Source organism: Luteitalea sp. TBR-22, assembly GCF_016865485.1.
In the GTDB taxonomy this organism is placed as follows: Bacteria; Acidobacteriota; Vicinamibacteria; order Vicinamibacterales; family Vicinamibacteraceae; genus Luteitalea.
Window position 1 is genome coordinate 2,965,256 of the sequence record NZ_AP024452.1, and the last position, 26,245, is coordinate 2,991,500.

The following is a 26,245-nucleotide window of genomic DNA, read 5'->3' on the forward strand; positions in this document are numbered from 1 at the left end:
ACTGGCGCTGCCCGCATGGTGCGAGACACGTCCTCCCTGTTTCCGGGCGACGCCTGGGGACACCTCACGATTCGCCGCGCACTCGGAGCAGGGCCCCTCGGCCATGTCTACCGCGCGTGGGACCCTGGCCTCGGCAGGGAAGTGATCCTCGCGATCGCGAGTGGCGCCACGCTCGCCGAGGCGCGACGCGACCTGCTGCGGGAGGCGCGGGTGCTCGCCAAGGTGCGCCACCCCAACCTCGCGGCGGTGCTGGGTGCCGAGCGCCGTGGCGGCGCCACTGGCGTGTGGCTCGAGACGATCGACGGCGACACGCTCGAGACGACGCTGGCGCACGTCGGCCGGTTCAATGCCCGCGAGGCCGCCCTGATCGGCATCGACGTGTGTCAGGGGTTGCAGGCGATGCACGAGGCCGGTGTGCTGCATCGCGACCTCAGCACGCGGCAGGTGGTGCGCGATCGCAACGGCCGCATCGTCGTCGTCCCGTTCGGTGCCGGACGCGACGCGGCGCGGGAGGCGCTCCCCGACCTGCCGCAGCCGCTCGACGACCCGGCCCGGGGACTGCTCGGCCCGGACGGCGGCTCCGGCAGCGGTCCTGCCGTCGCCGACGACCTGGTGCGCGTCGGGCTCCTGCTGCATCGGCTCGTGTCCGGGCGCACCGACCCGGGGACACCGCTGCGGCCGCTGGCCGACGTCCGGGCAGACTTGCCGCTGGGCTACATCAGGGTCGTCGAGCGTGCGCTGTCGCCCTCGCCGGGGCAGGGGCACGCATCGGCGCGCGCCCTCGGCACGGCGCTCGGCACGTTGTGGACGCCCCTGCCGGAAGCGCCGCCGCCGCCTCGCCGGCGACTCGGGCGACTTGGCGCCGTCACCGCGCTGGCCGCGCTCATCGTCGGCATCGGGATGGTGCTGGGGGCGTGGATGACGCGGCAGGCGCCGCCGCCCGAGGTGCGGTTCGACGTCACGCCGGAAGGGGACGAGGTCGAGAGCGTCGCGTTCTCGCCCGATGGGCAGCGCCTCGCCTACACGTCCGGCGGTCGGCTGCGGGTACGGGCGCTGCATGACGAGACCTCGACCGCGCTCGAGCCGCCGCTGGGGGCTCGCAACCCGTTCTTCTCGCAGGACGGGCAGTGGATCTACTTCTTCGGCGGTACGTCGCTGTGGCGCGTCCGGTTCTCGGGTGGCAGCCCGCAGTTTGTCGCGGCGGCGCGGCGGCCCTCGTCTGGTGCCGCGCTCCCCGATGGGCGGCTGCTGTACACGGTCGAGAACGGCGCCTCGCTGCTGGTCCTCAACGCCGACGGCACGTCACGCGTGGTGCGCGCACAGGTGGCCGGCCTTCGCATGGCGCTGCGATGGCCTTCCTTCGTGGCCGACGGCGAGCAGGTGCTGTACTCGGCCGTCGACGCGCGGACCGGGCGACGGGCGCTTTACATCGGGCCGATCGCCGCGCCGGCCGACACTCCGGATCGCGAGGTGATGGCGCTGGAGTCCAACGCGGTGGCGCAGGGCGGCTACCTGTACTTCGTGCGTGATGGCGTCCTTCAGGTACAGCGGCTCGACGCCGGTCGGGCGCGCCTCGTGGGGACGCCCCGGCCGCTGGCCGGAGGGATCGTCACCGACCCCTACGACGAGTTCCGCGTCGAGCTGTCGGTCTCCGAGTCCGGCGCGATCGCGTACGTCGGGGGGCTGCGGATGCAGCGCACGGTGCGCGTCCTCGACGAGTCGGGGCACGCGTTGCGGGACCTCGTGGCCGGCGACGTGCGCGATCTCGCCGTGTCGCCGGATGGCCTGCGGGTCGCCTACGAGCGACTCGACCCGGAGACGGGCGGGCGTGACATCTGGGTGGTGGGCCTCGACGGTGGGACGCCGGTGCGGTTGTCGAGACACCCCGCCCACGACGTGGCGCCCACGTGGTCGCCCGATGGCCTGACCGTGTATTACCTCTCCCACCGGACACCTCCCGGGGCGCTCGTGTCGGCCCCGGCCGACGGCACCGGCCCCGAGCGCGTCCTGTGGATCTTCGAGGCGCCCGCACTGCCGACGCAGGTGACGCCCGATGGCAAGCGGCTGCTGTACCAGCAGGAGGGCGTCCAGAGCGGATGGGACGTGTGGATGCGGCCGCTCGATGGTGGCGCCGCGACGGTGCTGGTCGGCGGCCCGGCGAGTGAGCAGACGCCGGCGCTCTCGCCCGACGGGCGCTGGCTGGCGTACTCGTCGCCCGAATCACAGGGGCGGCAGGTGTACGTCGAGCCGTTGCCCACCGATGGGCGGCGCTGGCGCGTCTCGATGGAGCATGGCCGGCAGCCCCTGTGGAGCGCCGATGGCGCCTGGCTCTACTACCACGGGCATGAACGCCAGCTGGTGCGCGTCCGCGTTGAAGGTGGTGGCAACTTGCCGGCCTTTGGTCCGCCGGACCTGCGCTTCACGCTCCCGCTGCGCGGCTACGACGTGCGGTACCACTACGGGTTGGCGGGCCCGGGCCGCGTGGTCGTCAACGTGCCGCCCGCCGAGGCCCCCTCGGTGCCGGCCACGGTCATCCTGAACGCACCGCTGCCCTGAGCGGTACACTACCGCCCGGCATGATTCGCGATCCGGATGCGCTCTTCGAGTTCGTGTCTCGCAAGGTCGCCGACGGTGAGGCCATCGACTGGAATGCGCTCGCCGTCGACACGCAGACGCGTGGCGTGGTCGAGGAACTGAAGGTGCTGGCCGAGGTCGCACGCCTGCATCGCGACACGCTGCCCGACCCGGCCGGTCCGGCGGCCCTCCCGCCGCCCCCGGTGCACCCGGGCGACCCCTGGGGACACCTCACCATCCGCGCGGAGATCGGGCGGGGCGCGCGCGGCTACGTCTTCCGCGCGTGGGATCCCCAACTCGATCGCGAAGTGGCCCTCAAGCTCACGGGCGAACGTGGCGACGAACGCGCCGCCAAGGACGTGATCGGCGAGGCGCGGCTGCTGGCGCGCGTCCGCCACCCGCATGTCGCCACGATCTATGGCGCCGAGCGCCGCGACGGGCTGGTGGGCCTGTGGATGGAACTTGTCGAGGGCGAGACGCTGGAGGCCATGCTCGGTCGCGTCGGGCGGTTCAATCCCCGCGAGGTGGCGCTGATCGGCATCGACGTGTGCTCGGCGCTCTCGGCGGTGCACGCCGCCGGCCTGTTGCATCGCGACGTGAAGGCGCAGAACGTGATGCGCGACCGCAACGGGCGGCTCGTGCTGATGGACTTCGGTACCGGCCGCGATCTCGACGCCGCCGAGGACGCGTTCGTGCACGACGAGGTGGGGACGCCCCTGTACATGGCGCCCGAACTCTTCGAGGGGGGCAAGGCCAGCATCCAGAGCGACATCTACAGCGTGGGCGTGCTGCTGTACCGGCTGGTGACGGGATCGGTCCCGGTGGAAGCACACTCGCCGACGGCGCTGCGCGAGGCGCACCAGGCGCGCGCCCGCACGCCGCTGGCCGACGTCCGCAGCGACCTGCCAGTGGCGTTCATCCGCGTCGTCGAGCGTGCCCTGGCCACCGCTGCCGCAGACCGGTACCCGAGCGCCGGGGCGTTCGAGATGGCGCTCTCGGGCTTGCTCGTGCCGATGGAGCCGCAGGCGGCGCCCCCACGCAGCAGCGGCCGCCTGCTCGCGGTGGGGGCGACGATCGGCGCGCTGGTCGCCGGCCTGTCGGTGGGCGGATGGTGGTGGGCGTCGCGTCCGCCGGTGCCACAGGAGGTCCGGTTCGCGGTGGTGCCCCCGGGGCCGCGCGAGGACGTGCAGCACCTCGCGCTCTCGCCCGATGGCCTCCGCCTGGTGTACGCCTCCGCGGGGCGATTGCACCTCCGGCGCATGAACGACGTAGGCGCCGTCGAACTCGAGCAGACCCAGGGGGCGCGCGATCCGTTCTGGTCGCCCGACGGGCAGTGGATTGCCTTCTTCCGCGGTGTCTCCCTGTGGAAGATGCGCGCCTCCGGAGGCGACCCGCAACTGGTCGCCCCGGCGCGTCGCCCGTCATCAGGCTCGTGGAGCGCCGACGGCAACCTGCTGTACTCGGTCGACCATGGCAGTTCGCTGATGATCGTTCCGGCAAATGGCGGGTCGCCGCGCGTCGTGCGCGCCCAGCGGCAGGGCCTGAGGACCGCGCTCGCGTGGCCGTCATGGCTGCCCGACGGCACGCACTTCGTGTACTCGGCCATCAGTGCGCGTACGGGGCGACGGACGTTGTTCCTGGCGCGCGCCTCCGATGGCCCGGACGCCGAAGATCGCCCGCTCGTCGAGTCGCCCTCCAACGCCCTGGTGGTCGGCACGCGCCTGTTCCTGGTCACGCAGGGGCAGGTGCGGGCGTTGCGGATCGACGTCGCCGCAGGAACGTTGATCGGCGAGCCGGTGCCTGTCGTGGACGGCGTCGCCGTCGATCCCTATGCGGCCGGGGACGCCGATTTCTCGGTGGCCCTGCCTGGCCGTGTCGGCGTCGGCAGCAGCGAGTCGTCCCGGGCGATCGTCGCCTTCGTCGGCAGCGCGCAGGGCGCCCGCACGATGCGGGTCGTTGACCTCGCGGGCACGACGGTCGACACGCTGGGCACGTCGGAAACCCGCGACATGCGGCTGTCGCCCGACGGGCGCCTGCTGGCCTACGAAGAGATCGACGCCGAGACCGGCACGCGCGAGATCTGGGTGCACGACCTCGAGCGCCGGGCGCGGGTCCGGCTCACGCAGCATCCGGCGGAGGACATCTCGCCGATGTGGTCGCCCGACAGCCACACGGTCTACTTCATCTCCTACCGCGATCAGCGGGTCGCGCTGTACGGCAGGTCGGCGGGCGGCGGCCAGCGGGAGCAGTCGCTGGTCGAGTTCGATTCGCAGGTGATCGCCTACGACATCACGCCGGACGGTCGCTCGCTGATCTACCAGCGCCTCGACCAGCAGGGCGGCTGGGACATCTGGCAACGGGCGCTCGCCGGCGGTGGCCAGATCCCGCTGGTGCAGTCGCCGAGCAACGACCAGCACCCCGCGGTGTCCCCTGACGGGCGTTACCTGGCCTACTCGACTCCCGAGTCGGGGGGGCAGCAGGTCTGGGTGATGCCGCTGCCGGCCGACGGCCGCCGCTGGCGCGTGTCGAGCGACTACGGACGGGAGCCGGCCTGGAGCGCCGATGGCCGCACCATCTACTTCCACGGGCTCAATCGGGCGCTCATGCGTGCCGCGGTCGACTTCGACACGGCCACGCCCGTCATCCGGCCTCCTGTGGCGCTGTTCACGATCCCCTTCCGCGGCTACGACGTCCGCAGTCACTTCGTCGCGCTGCCCGGCGGAAGCCGGTTCGTGGTGAATGCGCCCCCCGACTCGCTGCCACCCGCCTCGGCCACGGTGGTGTTGAACGCCCCGGTGCCGTAGCGAGGCGGGCACCGTGACGCCACGTCGAAGCGCGTAAGATCGGGGCATGCAGACACGACAACTCGGGCGCACCGACCTCCACATCACGAGCATCGGGTTCGGCGCCTGGGCGATCGGCGGCGAGTGGCGCTTCGGCTGGGGACCGCAGGACGATGCGGACTCGATCGCGGCGATTCGGCAGGCGGTCGCCCGCGGCATGAACTGGATCGACACCGCCCCCGCGTACGGGCTCGGCCACTCGGAAGAAGTGGTCGCGCGCGCCCTCGCCGACATCCCGAGGCGCGAGCGCCCGTACGTGTTCACCAAGTGCACCCTGGTGTGGGGCGACGACCGCGTGGTGCGCCACGACGTGTCGGGCCCGTCGATCAGGCGGGAAGTCGAGCACAGCCTGCGCCGACTCCAGGTCGAGACGATCGACCTGTACCAGATGCACTGGCCTCGCTGGGCGGCACAGGCCGAGCCATCACCGGGCAGCGTCGCCGAGGCCTGGGAGACGCTGGCGGACCTGCAGCGGCAGGGGAAGGTGCGGCACATCGGCGTCTCGAACTTCACGGTCGACGACCTGAAGACGGCCGGCGCGATTGCGCCCGTCGCGTCGCTGCAGCCCCCGTACTCGATGCTCAGGCGCGCCATCGAGTCGGAGATCCTCCCGTACTGCGCCGAACACGGCATCGGCGTCATCGTGTACAGCCCCATGTTGTCGGGCCTGTTGACCGGCGCGATGACACGCGAGCGCGTCGCGAACCTGCCGGCTGGCGACTGGCGACGCAACAACAAGGAGTACCAGGAGCCACAGCTCTCGGCCAACCTGGCGCTGGTCGAGGTGCTCAAGACCATCGGCGCGCCGCACGGCAGGTCGGCCGGCGAGGTCGCCATCGCGTGGACGCTGCGCCATCCGGCGGTGACCGCAGCCATCGTCGGCGGACGGTCGGCGTCGCAGGTCGATGGCGTGGTGGGCGCGGCGGACTTCCGCCTGTCGGACGCGGAGCTCGCGCGCATCGAGGAGGCTCTGCCACGGGCGTGACCGCCATGACCGACGAGCGACTCTCGATCGTCGACATGTTCAAGATCGGCGTCGGCCCGTCGAGTTCCCACACGCTCGGACCGTGGCGCGCGGCCCAGCAGTGCGTCGCGGCCTGGGGTGCGTCGCCCGGCCTCGACGGCCTGCGCCGCATCGACGTGCACCTCTTCGGATCGCTGGCCAAGACCGGCCGAGGCCACGGCACCGACGTCGCCGTCGTCGCCGGGTTGATCGGGGCCGATCCCGAAACATGCGAGATGACCGAGGTGCATGGCCGCGTCACCCGCGCGCTCGCCGAAGCGGCAGTCGCGCTGCCCGGCCACGACGTCGTCGCGCTGCAGGTGCACTTCCACACTCACGAAGTGCTGCCGCAACACCCCAACGGACTCCGCTTCTCCGGGGTGTGGTCCGGCGACACCGTGCGCGAGCGCACCTGCTTCTCCGTGGGCGGCGGGTTCGTGGTGTGGGAGGACGATCGGGGCCAGTCGCGGGAGACAGTGACGTTGCCCTATCCGGTCGACACCGCCGAGGACCTGTTGCGGTGGTGCGGGGAGGCCGGCCTCTCCGTGTCGTCGGTGGTGCTGGCCAACGAGGCGGCGTGGCGTCCGGAGGCCGAGACGCGCGCGTTCATCGCCCGCATCTGGGACGTGATGCGGGCCTGCATCCACCGTGGGTGCCACACGCCGGGGCGGCTGCCCGGTGGACTCAACGTGCGTCGGCGTGCGGCCGACATCAACACGCGGTTGATGGGAAGCACACCGACCGGGATCGGTCCCGCGCCGGGCCGCCATCCTGCCACCACGGACGTGGACGCCTGGTTCGCGGCCATCCGCGCCCACGGCGACGACTTCGCCTGGACGCTCGACTGGGTGACCGCGTTCGCGCTGGCGGTGAACGAGGAGAACGCCTGCTTCGGGCGCGTGGTCACCGCGCCGACCAATGGCGCGGCAGGCGTCGTGCCGGCGGTGCTGGCCTACGACGTCGTGTTCGGCCCGGAGGGAGGGTCGCCCGATCGCATCGCGCGGTTCCTGCTCACGGCGTCGGAGGTCGGCTGCCTCTTCAAGAAGGGCGCGACGATCTCTGCGGCGATGGGCGGCTGCCAGGCCGAGATTGGCGTGTCGTCCGCGATGGCGGCGGCCGGTCTCACCGAGGTGCGCGGAGGGTCACCGAGCCAGGTGCTGATGGCGGCAGAAATCGCCATGGAGCACCACCTCGGGCTCACGTGCGATCCCGTCGGTGGCCTCGTGCAAATCCCCTGCATCGAGCGCAACACGATGGGCGCGATCAAGGCGATTACCGCGTCACAGCTCGCGCTGGCCAGCGATCCGGCCAACGCCAAGGTGCCGCTCGACGCGGTCATTCACGCCATGTGGACGACGGCGCTGGACATGAGCGCCAAGTACAAGGAGACCGCCGATGGCGGCCTGGCGGTGCACATCCCGCTGAGCCTCAGCGAGTGCTGAACGCCGCGGGGCCGTCGATGGCCGGAGAGGCAACAGGAGACCGCCGAGGGCAGGGCGGACAGATGCAGAAGGCCGGCGGGAGTGCCGCCGGCCTGTCTCGCGAAATCCGTTACCAGCGGGGCTCGCGACGATTGCCGCCGCCGTAGCCGCCGCGGCCACCGCCGCCCCCGGGACGACGACCACCGCCGCCGCCGGGACGCCCGCCGCCCCCGCCGCCGAATCCACCACCGCCACCACCGAAGTCACCCGGGCCGCGCTCGGGGCGCGGGCGCGCTTCGTTGACGGCAATGGCACGGCCGCCCAGCTGGGTACCGTCGAACTGCTGGATCGCCTTCTGCGCCTCGTCGTCGTTGGCCATCGACACGAAGGCGAAGCCGCGTGGCCGACCCGTCATGCGATCACGCATCACGGTGACGCTTTCCACTGTTCCCGCCTGCGAGAACATCTCCTCGAGTTCGGGCTCGCTGATTTGATAGGGGATGTTCCCGACGAACAGGCTCTTGGCCACTGCCGTTCCTCCTTGCCTGACGTGCCGGCCTGCCCGTGAGACAGGCCACTCGGAAGATGCCGGAGACCGTGCGGGTCCCCGCTCACAGGCACGCGAGCAGAATCGAGTCAGGCGGGCTCGAAACTCGTGGCGTTGAGTCTGGCTGTCCTTCCACCGCAGACGGTACCACCGTGGGGCGACTCCCGCAACGCCATAGGGAAGCTCAGCCCTTCACCCCTGCCTCCTTCCCCCTTCCATCCTTCACCCTTCGATCCTTCCCCCTTCAATCCTTCACCCTTCCCGCCCTGCCTTCTTTCCTTCTGCTCTTCTACTCTTCTACTCTTTGTGCCCATGCTCGCGCTGCTCATCGCCCTCCTGCTGCAGGCGCCCGCGGTTCCCACCGCGCCCGCGCCAGTCCAGCCGCCCGCCGATCGTCGCAACGTCGAGGTGCCCGACACCGACACGCACGTGGTGCTCGGCACCTTTCCGACGCGCGAGGCGTGGGAGGCACACCGCGACCGCGTCAAGGCGCGCATCCTCACGGCGGCCGGTCTCGACCCGATGCCCGAGAGGACGCCGCTGAACCCGCAGCGCTTCGGCAAGCTGGAGCGCGACGGCTACACGATCGAGAAGGTGCTGCTCGAGACGTGGCCGGGCTTCTTCCTCGGCGGCAACCTCTACGTACCGACCAGCCCGGGCAAGCACCCGGCGATCGTCTCCCCGCATGGGCACTGGAACTACGGGCGGCTCGAGCACCAGCCGCTCGCGTCGGTGCCGATGCGCGCCGCCAACCTCGCCCGCCGCGGCCACGTGGTCTTCATCTACGACATGGTCGGCTACAACGACACCCGGCAGGTGCCCCATGCCTTCGGCGGGCCGCGCGAGACGCTGTGGGGCTTCGGCCCGCTCGGGCTGCAGCTGTGGGACTCCATCCGCGCGGTCGACTTCGTGGCGGCGCTGCCCGAGGTCGATGCCACGCGCATCGGGGCCACGGGCGCCTCCGGCGGCGGCACGCAGACGTTCCTGCTGGCGGCGGTCGACGATCGCATCGCCTACGCCGCACCCGTGAACATGGTGTCGGCCTACATGCAGGGAGGCTCCCCCTGCGAGAACGCGCCCGGGCTGCGCCTGGGGATCAGCAACCTCGACATCGCCGCGACGTTCGCGCCCAAGCCGATGCTGCTGATCTCGGCCACCGGCGACTGGACCAAGCACGTGCCGCAGGAGGAGTACCCGGCCATCAAGCGCATCTACGACCTGTACGGCGCCGGCGACAAGCTGACGCAGCACCAGGTCGACGCGCCGCACAACTACAACCAGCAGACGCGCGAGCACGTGTACCGCTTCATGGATCAGCAGGCGTTCGGCCGCAGCGACGACGGCAAGGAGAGGTCGGCGCCTGTCGAGCGGCTCGGCGACATGCTCGCGCTCATGGGGCGCACGCTGCCGGCGCATGCGCTCGATTACGAGGGCCTGTTCACCGACTGGCGGCGCGCCGCCACACGACAGGCGGAGGCCACCACCGATCTCGGCCAGCTTCGCGCCCGCCTGGCGCGCGCCGTGGCGCTCCCCGGTCTCGCCGGCGTGACCCGTGACGCCTCGGGCACCATCACGCGCGGCGAGGGCGACCGCGTGCCGAGCCTCTGGACGCCAGGCAAGGGACGCCCCCTCGTCGTCATCCACCCCGACGGGGCACCCGCTGGGGCGGCGCTGCCGGAAGTGGCGATCGCCAGGAAGGCCAGGCGGCCGGTGCTCGTGCTGCAGGTGTTCCAGACGGGCACCTCGAAGGCCGATCGGAAGCGCACGCACAACCACTGGCTCACCTTCAACGTCAGCGACGACCAGGCGCGGGTGCACGACATCGCGGCGGCATTGGCGTGGCTGCCTGCCGATGCCGATGTCCTTGCCGTGGGCGCCGCTCGCTACTGGGCGGCCGTGGCCGTGGCCGCTTCCGGGGCGCGTGATGCGCTGGCGTTCGACGTGGCGGGCCTCCCGGCGGACGACCAGGACCTCCAGGCGCAGTGCTTCATCCCCGCACTGCAACGGGCCGGGGGCCTGCGGGCCGTCCAGCGCCTCGTCAACGGGAGTAGGTCGTGGGCATCCTCAGGGCAGGCTTCATCGCGGCGGTAATGGCGATGGCGACGGGGGCTGCGCAAGCGCAGACCCCCGATACCGTGCACGACACGCAGTTCTGGTTGCTGCTGCTCGCGCAGGTGCCGGTCGGCGAGAAGTACGTCGTGCATCTCGAGGCGCAGCCGCGCTGGAAGAACGACATGCAGGACAAGGACCAGTTGCTGTTGCGGGCCGCGGTGGGCCGCCGGCTCAGCCCCCGCGTGACGGTGTGGGCCGGGCACGGGTACATCCCCCGCTGGAGCGGCGACACGGTCTTCCACGAGCAGCGGATCTGGGAACAACTGAGTGCGACCTTGCCCAAGGCAGGGAAGTGGGCCCCCTCCATCCGCCTGCGGCAGGAGCAGCGGTTCCTCGAGCAGTGGGGCGACACTTCCCACCGATTCCGCGCGCTCGGCCGACTGGTTCGCCCGATCGGCGCAAGTCCCTGGTCCGTGGCGGTGTGGGACGAGTGGTTCGTCACGTTCGACAAGACCGTCGGCGGACCACGGCAGGGCTACGACCAGAACCGGTTCTTCGTGACCGCACTCCGGAAGATGTCGCCGTCGCTGACCATCGAGGGCGGCTATCTCTGGCAGCACGTGCCGGGAACGCCGGCACGCGCCGAGCGCCACGGGCACACGCTCTTCACCTGGTTCACGTACGCACCGCCCGTGAAGAAGAAGACCTAGGTGGCCAGGACCCTTCGCAGCCCGTCCGCGTGATCGAGGTGTTGGGGCATAATCAGGCGTAATACAGCCGTGCCGTATCGCCTGTCCGCCGTGATGTACCCCGCGCCTGCTCTCGCTCGCGCCGCGCTGCGAGCGGTGCTGGTGATCGCGTTGTGGGCCGGTCGCGCGGAGGCGCAGGCCGTCGTCGATGACTGGGACGCGCAGCTCTGGCTGCAGTGGAACAGCCAGATCCCCGTCGCGGGCACCTGGTCGCTGGTGCTCGAGGCACAGCCGCGCTGGAACCAGAACGTCGACCACTTCGACCAGATCGTGCTGCGCGCAGGCGTGCTCAAGCGCGTCACGCCGAAGGTACAGGTCGGGGCGGCGTACGCCTTCGTGCCCCGCCATACGGCGCTGGGCAATCTGTTCGAGCACCAGGCGTACCAGCAGGTCGCCTTCACCCTGCCGCGCGTCGGCCGATGGGCGCCGCAGGTCCGGGTGCGCGAGGACCAGCGCTACCTGTCCCAGTGGGGAGATCTGGCGCACCGGGTGCGCGAGCAGGTACGCGTCACGCGGCCCATGCCGGGCGCCCGGTCGTGGACGCTCGTGCTGCACCAGGAACTGTTCTACAACTGGGACCACACAACGCTCGGACCTTCACCAGGGTGGGACCAGCACCGTCTGTTCGTCGGGGTGCAGCATCCCCTGACCCGCGACCTGGCCATCGAGACCGGCTACATGTGGCAGGACGTGTTCCGCCTCGGCGTGCGGCCAGAACGCCAGAACCACATCGCGATGTTCCAGTTCCAGTACCGCCCGCGGCGCGATGCCGGGCCGCGGACCGCGGCGGCCCTGCCGGTCGCCCTCGTGCCGACCGGCACGTGGTAGCCGGGAGCCTCGGCTGAGGCCACCAGCCCGTCCCCGGCGTCTATCCAAGGGTGATGCGTCCCCCGTGGCATCCCGGCGACGACCACACGGCAGACTCCGGCGAGTCCGCGCACACCGTGGTGCCCTTCCGGGCGCCGTCGTCCGGAGGCGTCGGCGATGCGCCGGCTGGGGTGCGCGAGCGCGAGTTGATCGCCGCCTGGCGCGAGGCCCACTGGACCTTGCAGGAGCGATTGCGGGAACTGCCGACACCCGACCAGCAGGAAGTGGATTATCTCTACCAGCTGGCGCGCAGGGCCGACACCGACCTCACCGCGCTGTACCAGCATCGAGCCGAAGCACTGGCGCGGCAGGTGCGTGAGCTCCTGATCCACCGTGTCACCGACGCGAGCGTGATCCCCCCTGCCGCCTCGGTGCCGCTGGTCCCTCCAGCCGCGTCGGTGGACGGGACTGCCGAGCACGCCCTGCTGGCCTGCTTCCGATCCCTCGCGCCCGAAGACCGCAGGACGATCACCGATCTCGCGGACCGCCTGGCGCGCCGCTGATTCCTGGAATCCCGAGCGCACGGCCCGATGACGGGGCGTCATCGGACGCCACCACAGGCGCCGTCGCGGGCGGGCGAAAGTTTCGCCTTATGATCGCCTCGTGCCACCCAAGCTCTGCACCGTGCGGTTCGAGGACGCCGACGGCACCATCCACGCCGTGACGGTGATGGCGTCGAGTCTCTATGAGGCCGTGGGCCTGGCCGTGCAGGCGTTTCGCGCCCAGGCCTGGACGCCGCCGGTGCCTCCGGCGGCGCCGCTCGCCGTCGAGGTCAGGCAGCCCGTCGTCGAACATCGGGTGACGGTACAGGCGGTCCGGCAGTGGGCGAGTGGGGCGGGGCGATCGCCGGCAGAGCGCCTCCAACGCGAGCGCGTGCGGGCCCTTCTCGCGAGTTCGTGACGACGCGTGATAGAAGGGTCGGCCATGGATGCACGGCCCTCCGCGCTGCCGGCCATCGACGACATCACCCACGTGCCTGGCCTCGGCGACGTGGTGCCGCTCATGCGCGACGAAGTGGCCGGCCTCGCCCTGCTCGCGCAGTTCGCGCTGCGGGCCGGGCGCGACGCCTCGGTGCGGCCGCTGGCCGAACTCGCGCAGGACGTCGTCATCGGCCTGCACAGCGGGCGAGCGCTCCTGGCCCAGCGCGTCCCGGGCTTGGTGGAGTGGCAGGAGTCGATCGCGCATCACGCCGCGTCGGCGGCCGCACTGCAGGCGGTGCAGGCGTACCGGTCGCCCGGCACCGGGACGCACATCGGTGATCTCGCGGCAGTGCTCGAGGCGCACGCCCGGTCGTTGGCCGCGGCGCAGGCCGCCCTCGAGCAGCGCCTCGCCGCCGCCGCGCGCCTGCAGGGGACGGCAGGCTTCGCGCCGCCAGTCACGTAGCCCCTGCTCGGCCAACTCCTGACCACCGTCGCGCGACCGACGCTGCCGCGGGTCGATGACGCTCCATCCCGGCTGGCGCGAGGTCACGACGACTGCCGCGGGCGGCGCACCTGGGAGGCCTCCCTCGTCGTCAGTCGCGGGACTGGTCTTCGAGGTATCGGTGGGCCCGCGAGGCGTACCACGTACCGGCGTACCAGGCCAGGCCGCTGAGCCCGACGCCCACCAGCGCGAGGAGGACGGCTGGCACTGGCACGCGCATGCGTCCCAGGTGCAGCGTGGTGCCGGGCTGCGTGCTGGAGAGGAACACCAGCAGCAGGAGGCCGGTGGGCGCGAACGGGAGCAGCCGCGCGATCGGCTCGTCGAGCTGTCGTCCGAGGCCCACGCCGATGCCGGCGAGGATCACCCAGAACAGTCCCCACTGGAACGCGCCGTCGGCCGAGGAGAGGTCGAGGCCGGTCATCGGTTCCATCGGCGCGACCACGGCGAACAGGCACGCCAGGAACGCGAGCACGGCAGCCAGGAAGGCCTGGATGGGCATGCGGAATTGTCGATCGAACCCGGCTAGTCGGCCCTCGTGCCCGGGCGCGGCGGCAACGCCGGGTCGGCAGTGCGCACCATCCAGTCCAGGAGCCGCGCCAGCAGCTGCGCCTTGATCTCTCGGTGCGCCTCGTCGGCGAACAGGTTGTGCAGTTCGTTCGGGTCCTGCCGGAGGTCGTACAGTTCGCCGAGCGGCTGGCCGACGTAGTGCACCAGCTTCCAGTCGTCGGTGCGGATCATCTTCGTGGCGGGGAACTCCGCGTAGACGGCGTCGCGGCTGGCCGACGTTCCTGCAACCTGCGGCAGCAGGCTGCGCCCCTGGATGCGTGGCGAGGGCGCCATCTCCAGGAGCTCGAGGACGGTCGGCATGATGTCGATGGCTTCGGTCAGCGTCGTGACGCGCCGCCCGGCGGGGAGCTTTCCGGGGGCGCGCATCAGCAGCGGCGTGCGGACCACCTCGTCGTACATGTACCCGGCCTTGAACAGCAGGCCGTGGTCGCCGAGCATCTCGCCGTGGTCGGCCGTCACGATCACGATGGTTCGTGACGCGAGCCCGAGCGCCTCGAGCGTGTCCAGGATGCGCCCGATGTGCGTGTCGTTCAGCGACACCATCCCGTAGTAGTAGCTCTTGATCTGCTCGAGATCGGCGGCGGTCATCGTGCGGAGGTCCGCGCCGCCCGTGTCGGCCAGCGCCTGCGCGTGCGACGGCGGCTTGCCGTCCATCTCGCCGGGGCGGCTGTGCGACGCCGGGAACGAGGCGCCTGCGTACATGCGGTCATATGGCGCGGGCGGGTCGAAAGGGAAGTGCGGCCGCCGGAAGTTCACGTGCAGGAAGAACGGGCGGTCGCGGCGCCCGGTGATGTACTCGATGGCCTTGCCCGCGAAGTAGGTCGTCTCGTCGAGTTCCTCCGGCCATGGCGCGGGCAGGTTCTGGAAACCGCGGCGTGCACGAGCGCGGTGCTCCGCGGCGCGCGGTCCCCAGCCTTTGGCGTCGAGCAACGCCAGCCAGTCCGGATCGGTGGCGTAGAACTGCCGGAAGCCGCCCATGGCGTTGGTCGGCGCGAAGGGTTCGTCACCGATCGCGGCCGTGGCGTACCCGCGCGCGTCGAGGATGTCGGCCAGCGTCTCCTCGTCCTCGGGGAGCTCGTGCTGGTTGGTCATCGTGCGCGTCACATGCGGGTAGCGACCGGTGTGCATGGCGGACCGCGAAGGCACGCATTGCGGACTCTGGACGAAGTTCCGCTCGAACAGCACGCCCTCGCGTGCCAGGCGGTCCATGTTCGGCGTCCTGATCACCGGGTTGCCGGCCGCGCCGAGCGCGTCGTGCCGCTGCTCGTCATTGGTGATCAGCAGCACGTTCCACGGTGGCGCGGATTGCGTTGCGGCAGCGTGCGGCGTGCCTGGCGCGGTCACGACGACGAGCGCTGCGGCCGCGCAGGTGAGCGCGAAGCGGGAAAGGCCGACGGTCATGGGGATGGGCGATTGTGCCGGAGACTGCCGCCAAGCGCCAATTCGTGGATGCGCGCCATGAACCCGGCGCGCCGGGGGCGCGCACGCGCGGCGCGGACCCGACTCTCAGGAGGGGGACCCTGAACTGCCTGAATTGAACGGGGAAGGAATGGTGCCGAGGGCCAGAATCGAACTGGCTAAGAAAAGGCGTCATTCATTGTCGACATACGGCTTCGACCGGTGCGGAATGACTGTCGTTTCGACTGTCGAGACGACCGTCTCGACACGGGGTCGGTTCAGAGCGCGATTGGAGCAGACACTCGGCTCGGCTCACGCCACCCTGGTCTTCACGGACGCCGCCACGATGGGCCAAACGGTCTGACGCGCGACGCGCAGCTCGAAGTCCGACTGCAGGTCGAGCCAGAGCTCCGGAGACACGCCGAAGTACTTGCCGAGCCGGAGCGCCGTGTCCGCCGTGATCGCCCGCGTGCCGTTGATGATGCCGCTGATGCGGTTGGGCGGTACCGCCAGGTCTCGGGCAAGCGCATTGATGCTGATGCCCAGCGGCCGCATGAACTCTTCCATCAGAATCTCGCCCGGCGGAATCGGTTCAAGCATCTTGGTGGTCTTCATGGCTGCCTCTCAGTGGTAATCCACGATCTCGACGTCGTGTGCATCGCCGTCCGTCCACGTGAGGCACACGCGCCACTGATCGTTGATCCGGATGCTGTGCTGCCCCCGGTGGTCTCCCTTGAGGGCCTCCAGATGGTTCCCCGGCGGCACCTTCAGGTCTTCAAGGGTGCGGGCGCGGTGCAGGTACAACAACTTTCGCCGCGCAGGTCGCTCGATGGCCCTGAAGCGCCTCACCGGGACGTCGCTGAACAGCAGTTCCACGTCCTTGTCCCGGAAGGAACGAATCACTGGGTTAGGGTATTACGCGTGACGTAACGGGTCAAGCTGATGCTCGTCCCGCAACACGCGGTCCGCCACGCTGAGTGTCGCCGGCAATTGACCCAGATCGTCCCGGTATGCACGGTCGCACACATGGACGAAATGCTGACCGTTCGGGTCCAGAGGGGCATGCGCCGGCGCTTGGAACGACGCGCGAAGGCCCAGCACCTCACGGTGAGCGAGTTGTTCCTTCGGGCCTTGGATCAGGATGAACCATTGGACGGCCTTACCGCCGCGCGGGCAGAACTCGTCCCGCAAGCGCGAGCCCAGGGCATCTACACGGACGAGGACGTGTTCGCGCTCATCTCGTGATCGTCGTGGTCGCCGCCCTGGTGGCCAAGGGACTCCGGACACCCTAGGCGTGCGACGCCGGGGTCCGCAAGGGCTACGGGACGGAGCCGGGCTGGGCTCCGGCAGGGGCTCGGCCGTACCGATCACGAACGAGCACGGTGGCTCCACGGACCTTCACGCGCACCCGCACCCGTACCGAACTGCCGGTGACATCGCGATCGGAGTCGAACGACAGCAGGTAGTAGTGCTGCATGTCGGCCCACATCCGGGCGACCGCGGGCCGCAGGCCGTTGCTGCCGTCGGCGAAGGCGCCACCCGTCTCTCGGGCCAACAGGGACAGGCCCGCGCGGGGCTCCTCCATCAGCTGTCCAGTCGCCGTGGTGTGCAGGCGCAGACCGGCCGCGTCGAACGTGTAGAACGCCACGTTGGCTTCGCTGGCCCGGGCGATCAGGGCCTCGAACCGGCTCCGTCGGTCATCGCCGAACTGCCCCCGAGCGCCGCTGGTCAGGTCGAGTCCCTCGGAGAACAACGCCACCGACTTTCTTCCGCGGAAGCCCGCGAGCGCGTCGACGACGGCCGTCAGTCCCGCGAAGGTGTTGACCCCACGTTGCCGATGCATCTGTGACTCGCCGGCCGGCGAGCAGGCCGTCATCTGTGCCTGACGATGACCCAGGTGCGACTCGAACACCGGGCAACCCGGGCGCTCGGCGGCGGCATCGATCGCACGTCGCAGGGCGTCACGGTCCAGTGTGAGGGGGTGCACCTGCTCCAGGCCATTCCGGAGCACGAAGACGCCGGCGCGGATTGGAGACGCACCGTTGACGAGCGAGACAGCGGCCTGGCGGGCGAGCCGTCGTGCCTCGGGGCCAAGTTCCTCGAAGATGACGGCCACCGTCGGCACGTCGACGGACGCGGGAACACCTGCCTGCAGCTCCGGCCCCACGTTCGTTCGCGGACCCGCGATCGATGCAGGCATTCGCACTTCCTCGAAGCTGCTCAGCGGTCGAGCGCGCCCGTCTTCGAGTACCTCGAAGTCCTTCGCCTCCAGGTCGGGGATCGGTTTGTGGTCTCGTCCGCGCACGACTACGTCGAGGACGATCCTCGTGACCTTCGCATTGAAGGTGGGTTGAGTCGCTCGGAAGGGATGCCGGTGGATGAACGCCACGCCGGCAGGGCGCCGCATGGCAGGCTCGGCAGCAGCGGAGGCGACGAGCGCGGCAGCGAGGACGGCCTCGCAGCGCATTCCTCGCCAGCAGGGGGCGCGCCATGGCCTGGGCATGACCTCAGCGCCTCGCCGCGACCTCAGACGCCTGACGGAGATTCGGAATGTGCCGTCCCCGCAGGATGTCCCACAGGCTGCACCGCTGCGAGGACACTCGCCATCGATCCCACTTGGCTCGGTTCACTCGTGACTCGACCAGTGCCAAGGAAGGGCTGGCGACCATGCTGGCACCAATGAGAGGCCACCACGCGGCAGGGAGGTCCGGGTAGACCATGCCGGCAGCGGCCAGCGTTGCCAGGAGCGCACAGCTGGCAGCGGCGATCGCCATGGCCGCAGTGACGAACGGCAGGCCGGTCCTCCGCCAGCACAACCTCGCGCCGATGCCGAGCTGAATCGTCAGGGCGCTCCACCAGATCACCGACCCGGTCGGCTGGGGCGCCACCTTCGTCGCGAGAAAGAAACCGAGGCCGATCACGCAGCCGTACATGAGACTGCCAATCATGCAGAACCTCTCTCTGAACCTGACGAAGAAGCTTGGGAATTCCCGGCAATTGTAGCCCGAGGATCCAAGGCGCTCTCGACGTGGACGCGCATGCAGCCGATGTTCGCTACTGCCGAGGTCAGGCAGATATCGGTAGAACCGCGGCCATCAGAAGAAGGTAGACTCCTCGAACAGCCACAGAGATGAGGCCAGGAGCGCCGCAGATGTTATTCGTTCGCGTTCTGACCGTCGCTGTTCTGCTCTGTTTCTGTGCGCAACCTGCAGCCAGTGACGGGCAGTCCGCACCTGACCAGCCAACGTTCCGGCAGGGAACCCTTGTGGTGACCGTGGACGTCGTCGTCCGTGATTCGCGAGGGCGTCCTGTCCTCGACCTTGCAAGGCAGGATTTCGAGGTTCGCGAGAATGGAGCGCTTCAGTCGGTCCTATCTTTCGAGGCGCCCGCGGTTGGCCAGGGCGCGAGTTTCCCCGAGGCGGGTGTGAACAGTGCCGCAGTGTCGACTACGGCGTCTGCAAGTCAGTTGATCGGTCCGAACACTGGTGCAATCAACCGCAGAGCACTGCCCACGGCCATTGTGTTCGATCGGCTCGCGCCTCAGCCTCGGCAGCTCGCCTACGCCGCCAGTCTCGCCCACATCGAAGCTCTCGGCGCGGACCTACCACCTACGGGGATCTTCGTGCTCGACCCGCGGTTGCAGGTCGCCCAGGACTTCACGGGGCAGAAGCCGTCTCTGGTGCGAGCCCTCGACAGCGTGCGCAGGCGTGCGAACTGGGAGTACAGCTTCAGAGTTGCGAGTTCCGAGGACGACGCGGAGAGAGCGCTGCGCCAGGCGGCGGGCCTTCCTGCGCCCGCAGGTGCCAACGACGCCACGCAGTTCCTGCAGTTGGAGAGGGTACAAGCCGGTTATGCGGCTCTTGGCGGCCTGAGGCTGCTGGTCAAGGCAATGGCCGATCCGCCAGGTCGAAAGAGCGTGGTGCTCTTCTCCGAAGGACTGCTGCTGACCCGGGACCTCGAAGGTGATTTCGAGCGACTCATCGCCGAAGCGAACCGGGCGAACGTCAGCTTCTACATCATCAACAGTGCAGGTCTGACCACTGTCAGTGATGAGTACCGCGCCAGCCAGCAGATTCAGTCTGCGGCGAAGACCATGCTCGATTGCGATCCGAGCGTGAGCGTGTGCTCCGCGATAAGCGGACTCGACCGCGGTGAAGGACCGGACACGAATGCTCGGTCCTTCGACCAGACCGCCGGATTGAGCCGGCTAGCTCAGGACACTGGCGGAACCTTCGTACGAAATCGGAATGATTTCGACGTCGTGCTCCGGCGGATGCAGGACGACCGCCGTCATCATTACCTCCTGACGTACGCGTCGACGAACCCGACGCTGGATGGCACATTCAGGCCACTCAAGGTACAGGTGCGCCGGCGCGGCACGTCGGTTTCCGCCAGACGTGGCTTCGTGGCTTCTCGCGTCGAGTCCTCGAAGCCGTGGCTGTCCCGCGGCGATCCGGCCGTCCTGGCCTTGGAAGCGTCACCGCTTCCCAATGCGTTTCCGTCGATGCTGGATGTTGTTCGAGTCCCGTCGAATGACGGCGGGCGTGCTGCCATCGTCGTCGATGTGCCCATCGAGCACCTGACGGCATCGGCTGGCGCACCCACACCTTCACGCGTCGCCGTCGTGGTGGCGCGCGTGCGGGCGCTCAACGGCGATGTCATCCAGACGTTCGCGCAACGCTACGTGCTGGACGGGGCATTGTCCCTCAGAAATGGGCAGCAACCCCGACTGCGCTTTCTGTGTGCGGCTGTGCTTTCGCCGGGACCGTACACGGTCGAGAGCGCCGTCCATGACGAAGCAGGCCGGCGCAGCAGCGTGCGGGTGAAGTCCCTCGACATGCCGGCCGTTTCGAAGTTCTCAGCCGGGGACGTGTTCCTTGCCAGCAGGGTGGTTCCGATAAAGAGCGGGGACGTCGCAGAGGGCCATCCGTTCCTGACCCGCAGCGGGCACCTCGTCGAGCCCCTGGCCGGAACTCGCGTGAGTCGAGCGCAGCAGCCGGAGCTCATCGTCGCGGTGCCTCTCGACGGTCAAGCGACTCCGGGGCAGCTGACAATCAGCCTGAGCCGTGCCGGTGACGCGCCGCTCCAGGCGGCCATGCCGGTCGACGCGGGCGCCGGACCTGGTACCCAGGTATTTCGCATCCCGACAGGATCGCTGCAGGACGGCTCGTACACGCTGCAGGTGAGCGGCGATTCACAGGGCAACCGCTGGCTCCGGGAACTTCGGCTGACGGTGGCACCCTGAGGCTGGTAGATCTCGGGTTCGGGCTGCTCAGTCAGGCGGGCCGACAACGCGAGGGCTACCGACTTCCGTCGTGAACCTTCGGAATGAGTCATACGTCGCCAGCCCCTCGACATACCGATCGCGCAGCGAGCCCTGCTGCCAGTACCACTCCCACATCTGCACGGGCACCCGGCGGGGCACGCCATCGACGGCGCCGAATGTGACCTCGAGATGGGTATAGAGGTCGGCGGCGCGCGGCTCCATGGTGGCTCGCAGCAACTCGCCGGTGACGCCGTCCAGCACGAAACTGCCTTCGGTCCGCACATCCCGGCCGTTGCGGTCGCGGATGACGCGCAGACGCCCTCGCTCGCTGAAGGAGATCCGGCGAGCCGCGCGACCACTTTCGGCGACCATGCCGCGGTCGCGGAACTCGAACCGCCACTGATTCTCAGGGTGCAGGACGACCATCGGGAACGTCGGGATGTTGATGTTGCGCTCGATGTGTCCGAGGTTGTGGCGGGCGCTGTCCTCGACGATCGCCAGCAGCAGTGCGCGCACGTCGGCCGCTGGTGCCGAGAACAGCTGACGCAGGCGTGCCTCCCGGCCCGCAAGGTCGCGGCCGTCGACGGCGAGCACGTCGCGATGAATCTGCCACGGCACTGACGGATCGTGGACCAGCAGCAGGTCGGACCGGAGGTGCCGCTCCTCGATCAGGCGACCCTTGCCAGGCGACTTTGGAACGGAGGCGGGCCACTGCCGCACCGTCTGCACGTACGCCTCGCGCGCCACGATGCCCTCGAGATCCCGGCCAAAGGCGACGACCTGCTCGCCGGCGAGTCGGAGCAGGTCGGTCGTGGTGGGACGCGCGCTGGAGACCGATTGCGAGGCGCGCGCATTGTCGCGTGCGGGCACGAGGCTCGTGCCGCCCGCGACTGCAACGAGGCACATCACGGCGAAGATCCGCATCGAGTTCTGCCTGCCGACCGTCCGGTAGGGCAAGCGTAGCCGATCGCGTCCGTGAGGCTGTCGGCGCGAACGTCCGCGCGTCGGCCAAGGCCGACGCCTACACCCGGAGGCGGCGAGCTGCCGCGCTAGGGCTTTGTGACTGACTGGAGAGGGGAGATGGTGCCGAGGGCCAGAATCGAACTGGCGACACTACGATTTTCAGTCGTATGCTCTACCAACTGAGCTACCTCGGCACGAAGTAGCGGGCGGAACAACCCGCGAAGCATAGCACAGCCTCGCGTGAGTGGGTAGGGTCGGCTGCGCGCAGCCGACCATCTCTCCATGCAGTGTGTGAGGCAGGGGAGGCGGCCAGGGAAATCCGCCGGGACGGACCTCCGCAAACCCTACCAACTTCTTGTAACGCCCCGCCCCCGCCCGGCGTTTCGCTGGGCGGGCACGGGCGGCGCGGAGATCAGCCGGCGACCGGCTCCGGAGTCGTCGGCGCGAGGCCCAACTCCTTGCGGAGCCGCTCGTCGATGGCCTGGTACGTCGCCGGGTTGTCCTTCAGGAACTGCTTCACGTTCTCGCGGCCCTGGCCGAGGCGCTCGCCGCTGTACGAGAACCACGTGCCGCTCTTGTCGACGATCTTCCGCTCCACGGCGAGGTCGAGCAGGTCGCCTTCCTTGGAGATGCCCTCGCCGTACATGACGTCGAACTCGGCCTCGCGGAACGGCGGCGCCACCTTGTTCTTCACGATCTTGACGCGCGTGCGCCCACCGGTGACCTGGTCGCCGTCCTTGATGGCGCCGATGCGGCGGATGTCGATGCGGACCGACGAGTAGAACTTCAGCGCCCGCCCGCCGGTCGTCGTTTCGGGGTTGCCGAACATCACGCCGATCTTCTCGCGCAGCTGGTTGATGAAGATGAGGCAGGTCTTGCTCTTGGCCACCACGCCGGTCAGCTTGCGCAAGGCCTGCGACATGAGGCGCGCCTGCAAGCCCATCTGCTGGTCGCCCATCTCGCCCTCGATCTCAGCGCGCGGCACCAGCGCCGCCACCGAGTCGACCACCACCACGTCGACACTGCCCGAGCGCACCAGCACCTCGACGATCTCGAGGGCCTGCTCACCGTTGTCGGGCTGCGACACCAGCAGGTCCTCGAGGTTCACCCCGAGCTTCTGCGCGTAGGAGGCGTCGAGCGCATGCTCCGCGTCGACGAACGCCGCCATGCCGCCCAGCTTCTGCGCCTGGGCAATCACCTGCAGCGCCAGTGTCGTCTTGCCCGACGACTCGGGCCCGAACACCTCGATCACCCGGCCGCGAGGCACGCCGCCGACGCCGAGCGCGTAATCGAGGCTGATCGAGCCGGTCGAGATGCTCGGGATGGCCACGGCATCCTTCTGCCCGAGCCGCATGATCGAGCCCTTGCCGAACTGCTTCTCGATTTGGCCCACGGCCATCTCGATGGCGCGCACGCGTTCCTTCAGGTCGTCAACGGGCATCACTCGTACTCCTTGCGGTCGGAAAAGGCAGACAGGCCAGCCGTGCCGCCGTGCGGCAGGCGCTTCGCTGACGCCTTCGTCATTCTAGGGGCGTGCCAGCCGGCTGTCAAGCGAAAGTCTGTCGACAGATTGTGATTAAGCGTCCTGTTCCTAGTGACTTGCGGGCGATGAGCACTTTCGCCACTGGGGACAGGGCTCGCAGCATCTGCACCCTTCAGGTTGCCGGGGTGGAGCAGGATTGCTACTGTCGCCGGATGCCCAGCCCCCTGGGGCACGCGCTGGCCGGTGTGGCGGTCGGCGTGCTCGCCGCCGGTCCCCGCACCCTCGTTCGTCACCTCGATCCGCCGGCCGCGCGGCGTCCCGTGGATACCGCGGTCCTGGCGATGTTGCCCTTCGCCGCGCTCGGGGCGCTGCCCGACATCGACCTGCTGTTCGGCGTGCATTCCATGTACACGCACAGCCTCGGCGCCGTGGTCGTGGTGCTGCTGGTCGCTCGCGTCCTGACCGGCGGGTGGCGCTGGGCCATCGCCGCCAGCCTGGCCTACGCCTCGCACATCCTGCTCGACTGGCTCGGCCACGACACGACGGCGCCGATCGGCGTCATGGCCTTGTGGCCGCTGCGGCCCGACTTCTACCAGTCGGACCTTCACCTGTTCCTGCCCATCTCCCGCCGGTACTGGGTGCCGGGCTTCCTTGCGCACAACCTCACCGCCGTCGCCAGGGAAGTCCTGTGCATCGGCCCGCTCGCCTTCTTCGCCTACTGGCGACTCACGCGCGTGGCCGGCAAGCGGATGTAAGCAGAGCATCCGGACGGGAGTCGGGAGACGGGAGTCGGGAATCGAGGCGCGTCGGGCCGCGGGCGCTTCTCCCGTCGTCTGGCCTGCGGCGCAGGTGATCACGCTGTGTGGACGGCAGGGCCGAGGGATTCTGACAGCGGCCGTGCGCCGGTCCGTACCTCCTGTCTCCGACTCCCGACTCCCGACTCCCGATTCCCGCTCTACGCGTAGTGGTAGAAGCCGCGCCCCGTCTTGCGCCCCAGGTGGCCGGCCGCGACCATCCGGCGGAGCAGGGGACAGACGCGGTACTTCGGATCGCCCAGCCCCTGGTGCAGCACGTCGAGGATCGCGACGCACACGTCGAGGCCGATGAAGTCGGCCAGCGTGAGGGGCCCCATGGGGTGGTTCATCCCGAGCTTCATCACCGAGTCGATCGCCTCGGCCGTGCCGACGCCCTCCATCAGCGCGAAGACCGCCTCGTTGATCATCGGCATCAGGATCCGGTTGGCGATGAACCCGGGGTAGTCGCTCGCCGGGATGCCCGTCTTCCCGAGGCGCCGGCACAGCTCCTCGGCCAGCGCCATCGACGCATCGGACGTCGCCTGGCCGCGGATCAACTCGACCAGTTGCATCAACGGCACCGGGTTCATGAAGTGCATCCCGAGCACCTGCTCGGGCCGACGCGTCGCCGCGGCGATCTCGGTGATCGAGATCGAGGACGTGTTGGTCGCCAACACCACGTCTTCGCGCACCAGCGCATCGAGCTTCGCGAAGAGCTCGCGCTTGGCGTCGCGCTGCTCCACGATCGCCTCGACCACGTAGTCGGCATCGGCGAGGTGGTCGATGGAGCCGAAGAAGGCGAGGCGCCCCAGCGTCGCGTCGCGATCCTCGGCGCTCAGCGTGCCCTTCTCGACGAACTTGCCGAGGCTCTTGCTGATCGTCGCCTTCGCCTTGTCGAGCGCTGGCGCCGACACGTCGACGAGGCGCACGTCGAACCCGCGCTGCGCGAACGTCTGCGCAATGCCGTTGCCCATCGTGCCCGACCCGATCACGCCTATCAGTTGGATGTTGGTCATGTGCGTCACGGCGTCGGCCGGGGGCGACGCCTGCGTCCTCAGGGGCGTTCGATCGCGAGGGCGACGCCGTTGCCGCCGCCGAGGCACAACGCGGCGACGCCGCGTCGGAGGTTCCGGCGTTCCAGCGCGTGCAGCAGCGTGACGAGCACGCGCGCGCCACTGGCGCCGATCGGGTGGCCGAGCGCCACCGCGCCGCCGTGGACGTTGACCTTGTCCTCGGGGATGCCCAACTCTCCCGTGACGGCGATTGCCTGCACCGAGAACGCCTCGTTGATCTCGAACAGGTCGACCGAGTCCATCGTCCAGTCGGCCTTCTCGAGGACGGTGCGGATGGCCGGCACCGGGGTCATCATCACCCACTTCGGCTCGAGGCCGGAGGTCGCCTGCGCGACGATGCGCGCCCGCACCGTGAGCCCGCGCTCGGCGGCCACGTCGTCGGCCGCGATCACCAGGGCGGCGGCGCCGTCGTTCACCCCGGGCGCGTTGCCGGCCGTGACGGTGCCATTGGCATCGAAGGCCGGCCGCAACTTCGCCAACGCCTCGACCGACGTGTCCTCGCGCACCGACTCGTCGCGGTCGACGACGATGGCCGGACCCTTCTTCTGCGGAATGGTGACCGGCAGGATCTCGGCCGAGAAGGCGCCCTCGCGCTGCGCCTGGGCCGCCTTCTGGTGGCTGCGCACCGCGTAGGCGTCCTGCGCCTCGCGGCCGATGCCGTACTTGCCGGCGACGGCCTCGCCGGTCATGCCCATGTGCCAGTTGTCGACCGCGCACCACAGGCCGTCCTGGATCATGCTGTCGACCACCTGCGCGTGGCCCATGCGGAACCCCTCGCGGGCCCGCGGGAGGAGGTATGGCGCCTGGCTCATCGACTCCATGCCGCCGGCAACGACGATGTCGCGATCACCTGTGGCGATGCCCTGGGCGGCGAGCATGACGGCACGTAGCCCCGAGCCGCACACCATGTTCACGTTGAGCGCCGGCACCTCGGCAGGCAGGCCAGCCGTCAGGGCCGCCTGCCGTGCCGGATGCTGGCCCAGCCCGGCCGACACGACGTTGCCGAGGATGCACTCGTCGATGTCGTCGGGTGCCAGCCCCGCCCGTGTCACGGCCTCCCGGAGCACGAGGGCCCCGAGTTGCGGCGCGGTGAAATCCTTGAGCCCGCCGAGGAACTTGCCGGTGGGCGTGCGAACGGCGGAGACGATGACGGCCTGACGTTGGCGCATGGCGGGGACCTCCCCGGGAGGGGCTCCGTACAGCCTACCCGAACCGCCATGCCG

The 26,245-nt window shown here is 69.7% G+C and carries 24 protein-coding genes and 1 tRNA gene; 13 read left to right on the plus strand and 12 right to left on the minus strand.

Annotated elements, in window-relative coordinates:
* The first annotated feature begins 15 nt into the window (after positions 1–15).
* The 4 genes from TBR22_RS12145 to TBR22_RS12160 are packed head-to-tail and all read left to right on the plus strand — an operon-like array spanning position 16 to position 7,862.
* On the plus strand, positions 16–2,556 hold the full coding sequence (locus tag TBR22_RS12145) for a protein kinase (RefSeq protein WP_239493254.1): 2,541 nt from the start codon (positions 16–18) through the stop codon (positions 2,554–2,556).
* Positions 2,557–2,576: 20 nt separating this feature from the next.
* On the plus strand, positions 2,577–5,378 hold the full coding sequence (locus TBR22_RS12150) for a protein kinase (RefSeq protein WP_239493255.1): 2,802 nt from the start codon (positions 2,577–2,579) through the stop codon (positions 5,376–5,378).
* Between the two features lie 46 nt (positions 5,379–5,424).
* Positions 5,425–6,402 (plus strand): aldo/keto reductase, encoded by a 978-nt coding sequence (locus TBR22_RS12155; protein ID WP_239493256.1) that lies wholly within the window; start codon positions 5,425–5,427, stop codon positions 6,400–6,402.
* Between the two features lie 5 nt (positions 6,403–6,407).
* The gene (locus tag TBR22_RS12160; protein ID WP_239493490.1) at positions 6,408–7,862 is read left to right on the plus strand and encodes an L-serine ammonia-lyase, iron-sulfur-dependent, subunit alpha; all 1,455 of its coding nucleotides are present in this window, start codon (positions 6,408–6,410) and stop codon (positions 7,860–7,862) included.
* 109 nt (positions 7,863–7,971) lie between these two features.
* Here TBR22_RS12160 and TBR22_RS12165 read toward each other — a convergent pair whose 3' ends face one another.
* Positions 7,972–8,370, minus strand: a complete 399-nt coding sequence (locus TBR22_RS12165) for an RNA-binding protein (protein WP_239493257.1) — start codon at positions 8,368–8,370, stop codon at positions 7,972–7,974.
* A gap of 330 nt (positions 8,371–8,700) precedes the next feature.
* Here TBR22_RS12165 and TBR22_RS12170 point away from each other — a divergent pair, with 330 nt between their 5' ends.
* From TBR22_RS12170 to TBR22_RS12195, 6 genes are all read left to right on the plus strand, one after another.
* The gene (locus TBR22_RS12170; RefSeq protein WP_239493258.1) at positions 8,701–10,479 is read left to right on the plus strand and encodes a S9 family peptidase; all 1,779 of its coding nucleotides are present in this window, start codon (positions 8,701–8,703) and stop codon (positions 10,477–10,479) included.
* Complete coding sequence (locus tag TBR22_RS12175) at positions 10,443–11,150, plus strand: DUF2490 domain-containing protein (RefSeq protein ID WP_239493259.1); 708 nt, start codon at positions 10,443–10,445, stop codon at positions 11,148–11,150. The genes TBR22_RS12170 and TBR22_RS12175 overlap by 37 nt, the downstream gene beginning before the upstream one ends.
* Before the next feature lie 69 nt (positions 11,151–11,219).
* A complete protein-coding gene (locus TBR22_RS12180; protein ID WP_239493260.1) occupies positions 11,220–12,017 on the plus strand; it encodes a DUF2490 domain-containing protein in 798 nt (265 codons plus the stop codon).
* Positions 12,018–12,070: 53 nt separating this feature from the next.
* Complete coding sequence (locus TBR22_RS12185) at positions 12,071–12,559, plus strand: hypothetical protein (RefSeq protein WP_239493261.1); 489 nt, start codon at positions 12,071–12,073, stop codon at positions 12,557–12,559.
* A 100-nt stretch (positions 12,560–12,659) separates the two neighbouring features.
* Positions 12,660–12,956, plus strand: coding sequence for a hypothetical protein (locus TBR22_RS12190; protein ID WP_239493262.1), 297 nt, complete (start codon positions 12,660–12,662; stop codon positions 12,954–12,956).
* Between the two features lie 24 nt (positions 12,957–12,980).
* A complete protein-coding gene (locus TBR22_RS12195) occupies positions 12,981–13,439 on the plus strand; it encodes a hypothetical protein (protein WP_239493263.1) in 459 nt (152 codons plus the stop codon).
* A gap of 130 nt (positions 13,440–13,569) precedes the next feature.
* On the opposite strand, the gene TBR22_RS12200 is transcribed toward TBR22_RS12195, so the two are convergent.
* The 4 genes from TBR22_RS12200 to TBR22_RS12215 form a co-directional block, all read right to left on the minus strand.
* Positions 13,570–13,977 carry a hypothetical protein gene (locus TBR22_RS12200; protein WP_239493264.1) on the minus strand — a complete coding sequence of 136 codons (408 nt, stop codon included), beginning with the start codon at positions 13,975–13,977 and terminating at the stop codon, positions 13,570–13,572.
* A gap of 23 nt (positions 13,978–14,000) precedes the next feature.
* Entirely contained in the window at positions 14,001–15,446 is a 1,446-nt protein-coding gene (locus TBR22_RS12205) for a sulfatase (protein WP_239493265.1), read from the minus strand.
* 309 nt (positions 15,447–15,755) lie between these two features.
* Entirely contained in the window at positions 15,756–16,058 is a 303-nt protein-coding gene (locus TBR22_RS12210) for a HigA family addiction module antitoxin (RefSeq protein WP_239493266.1), read from the minus strand.
* Between the two features lie 9 nt (positions 16,059–16,067).
* Positions 16,068–16,346: a type II toxin-antitoxin system RelE/ParE family toxin gene (locus TBR22_RS12215; protein WP_239493267.1), complete on the minus strand. Its 279-nt coding sequence runs from the start codon at positions 16,344–16,346 to the stop codon at positions 16,068–16,070.
* A gap of 123 nt (positions 16,347–16,469) precedes the next feature.
* On the opposite strand from TBR22_RS12215, the gene TBR22_RS12220 reads away from it, so the two are divergent.
* Positions 16,470–16,688, plus strand: coding sequence for a hypothetical protein (locus TBR22_RS12220; RefSeq protein ID WP_239493268.1), 219 nt, complete (start codon positions 16,470–16,472; stop codon positions 16,686–16,688).
* Between the two features lie 73 nt (positions 16,689–16,761).
* On the opposite strand, the gene TBR22_RS12225 is transcribed toward TBR22_RS12220, so the two are convergent.
* Together TBR22_RS12225 and TBR22_RS12230 are read right to left on the minus strand one after the other, a co-directional pair.
* Positions 16,762–17,946, minus strand: a complete 1,185-nt coding sequence (locus tag TBR22_RS12225; RefSeq protein ID WP_370651463.1) for a VWA domain-containing protein — start codon at positions 17,944–17,946, stop codon at positions 16,762–16,764.
* A gap of 4 nt (positions 17,947–17,950) precedes the next feature.
* Positions 17,951–18,391, minus strand: a complete 441-nt coding sequence (locus tag TBR22_RS12230; protein ID WP_239493270.1) for a hypothetical protein — start codon at positions 18,389–18,391, stop codon at positions 17,951–17,953.
* Positions 18,392–18,711: 320 nt separating this feature from the next.
* On the opposite strand from TBR22_RS12230, the gene TBR22_RS12235 reads away from it, so the two are divergent.
* Complete coding sequence (locus TBR22_RS12235) at positions 18,712–20,688, plus strand: VWA domain-containing protein (RefSeq protein ID WP_239493271.1); 1,977 nt, start codon at positions 18,712–18,714, stop codon at positions 20,686–20,688.
* A gap of 27 nt (positions 20,689–20,715) precedes the next feature.
* Here the strand turns inward: TBR22_RS12235 and TBR22_RS12240 are convergent, their stop codons facing one another.
* From TBR22_RS12240 to recA, 3 genes are all read right to left on the minus strand, one after another.
* Positions 20,716–21,633 (minus strand): hypothetical protein, encoded by a 918-nt coding sequence (locus tag TBR22_RS12240; RefSeq protein ID WP_239493272.1) that lies wholly within the window; start codon positions 21,631–21,633, stop codon positions 20,716–20,718.
* A 157-nt stretch (positions 21,634–21,790) separates the two neighbouring features.
* Positions 21,791–21,866, minus strand: a tRNA-Phe gene (locus TBR22_RS12245).
* 218 nt (positions 21,867–22,084) lie between these two features.
* Positions 22,085–23,113: a recombinase RecA gene (gene recA, locus TBR22_RS12250; protein ID WP_239493273.1), complete on the minus strand. Its 1,029-nt coding sequence runs from the start codon at positions 23,111–23,113 to the stop codon at positions 22,085–22,087.
* Between the two features lie 254 nt (positions 23,114–23,367).
* Here recA and TBR22_RS12255 point away from each other — a divergent pair, with 254 nt between their 5' ends.
* Positions 23,368–23,910 (plus strand): metal-dependent hydrolase, encoded by a 543-nt coding sequence (locus tag TBR22_RS12255; protein WP_239493274.1) that lies wholly within the window; start codon positions 23,368–23,370, stop codon positions 23,908–23,910.
* A gap of 200 nt (positions 23,911–24,110) precedes the next feature.
* Here TBR22_RS12255 and TBR22_RS12260 read toward each other — a convergent pair whose 3' ends face one another.
* Together TBR22_RS12260 and TBR22_RS12265 are read right to left on the minus strand one after the other, a co-directional pair.
* Positions 24,111–24,965 carry a 3-hydroxyacyl-CoA dehydrogenase family protein gene (locus tag TBR22_RS12260; RefSeq protein ID WP_239493275.1) on the minus strand — a complete coding sequence of 285 codons (855 nt, stop codon included), beginning with the start codon at positions 24,963–24,965 and terminating at the stop codon, positions 24,111–24,113.
* Positions 24,966–25,003: 38 nt separating this feature from the next.
* The gene (locus TBR22_RS12265; RefSeq protein WP_239493276.1) at positions 25,004–26,191 is read right to left on the minus strand and encodes an acetyl-CoA C-acetyltransferase; all 1,188 of its coding nucleotides are present in this window, start codon (positions 26,189–26,191) and stop codon (positions 25,004–25,006) included.
* Between the last annotated feature and the right edge of the window lie 54 nt (positions 26,192–26,245).

What these genes read in the sequence shown, in the direction of transcription:
- TBR22_RS12145 (WP_239493254.1), top strand. Translation starts at nt 16, where the DNA reads ATGGTGCGAGACACGTCCTCCCTGTTTCCGGGCGACGCCTGGGGACAC.
- TBR22_RS12150 (WP_239493255.1), top strand. Translation starts at nt 2,577, where the DNA reads ATGATTCGCGATCCGGATGCGCTCTTCGAGTTCGTGTCTCGCAAGGTC.
- TBR22_RS12155 (WP_239493256.1), top strand. Translation starts at nt 5,425, where the DNA reads ATGCAGACACGACAACTCGGGCGCACCGACCTCCACATCACGAGCATC.
- TBR22_RS12160 (WP_239493490.1), top strand. Translation starts at nt 6,408, where the DNA reads ATGACCGACGAGCGACTCTCGATCGTCGACATGTTCAAGATCGGCGTC.
- TBR22_RS12170 (WP_239493258.1), top strand. Translation starts at nt 8,701, where the DNA reads ATGCTCGCGCTGCTCATCGCCCTCCTGCTGCAGGCGCCCGCGGTTCCC.
- TBR22_RS12185 (WP_239493261.1), top strand. Translation starts at nt 12,071, where the DNA reads ATGCGTCCCCCGTGGCATCCCGGCGACGACCACACGGCAGACTCCGGC.
- TBR22_RS12195 (WP_239493263.1), top strand. Translation starts at nt 12,981, where the DNA reads ATGGATGCACGGCCCTCCGCGCTGCCGGCCATCGACGACATCACCCAC.
- TBR22_RS12200 (WP_239493264.1), bottom strand. Translation starts at nt 13,977, where the DNA reads ATGCCCATCCAGGCCTTCCTGGCTGCCGTGCTCGCGTTCCTGGCGTGC.
- TBR22_RS12205 (WP_239493265.1), bottom strand. Translation starts at nt 15,446, where the DNA reads ATGACCGTCGGCCTTTCCCGCTTCGCGCTCACCTGCGCGGCCGCAGCG.
- TBR22_RS12210 (WP_239493266.1), bottom strand. Translation starts at nt 16,058, where the DNA reads ATGAAGACCACCAAGATGCTTGAACCGATTCCGCCGGGCGAGATTCTG.
- TBR22_RS12220 (WP_239493268.1), top strand. Translation starts at nt 16,470, where the DNA reads ATGGACGAAATGCTGACCGTTCGGGTCCAGAGGGGCATGCGCCGGCGC.
- TBR22_RS12225 (WP_370651463.1), bottom strand. Translation starts at nt 17,946, where the DNA reads ATGCCCAGGCCATGGCGCGCCCCCTGCTGGCGAGGAATGCGCTGCGAG.
- TBR22_RS12230 (WP_239493270.1), bottom strand. Translation starts at nt 18,391, where the DNA reads ATGATTGGCAGTCTCATGTACGGCTGCGTGATCGGCCTCGGTTTCTTT.
- TBR22_RS12240 (WP_239493272.1), bottom strand. Translation starts at nt 21,633, where the DNA reads ATGCGGATCTTCGCCGTGATGTGCCTCGTTGCAGTCGCGGGCGGCACG.
- recA (WP_239493273.1), bottom strand. Translation starts at nt 23,113, where the DNA reads ATGCCCGTTGACGACCTGAAGGAACGCGTGCGCGCCATCGAGATGGCC.
- TBR22_RS12255 (WP_239493274.1), top strand. Translation starts at nt 23,368, where the DNA reads ATGCCCAGCCCCCTGGGGCACGCGCTGGCCGGTGTGGCGGTCGGCGTG.
- TBR22_RS12260 (WP_239493275.1), bottom strand. Translation starts at nt 24,965, where the DNA reads ATGACCAACATCCAACTGATAGGCGTGATCGGGTCGGGCACGATGGGC.
- TBR22_RS12265 (WP_239493276.1), bottom strand. Translation starts at nt 26,191, where the DNA reads ATGCGCCAACGTCAGGCCGTCATCGTCTCCGCCGTTCGCACGCCCACC.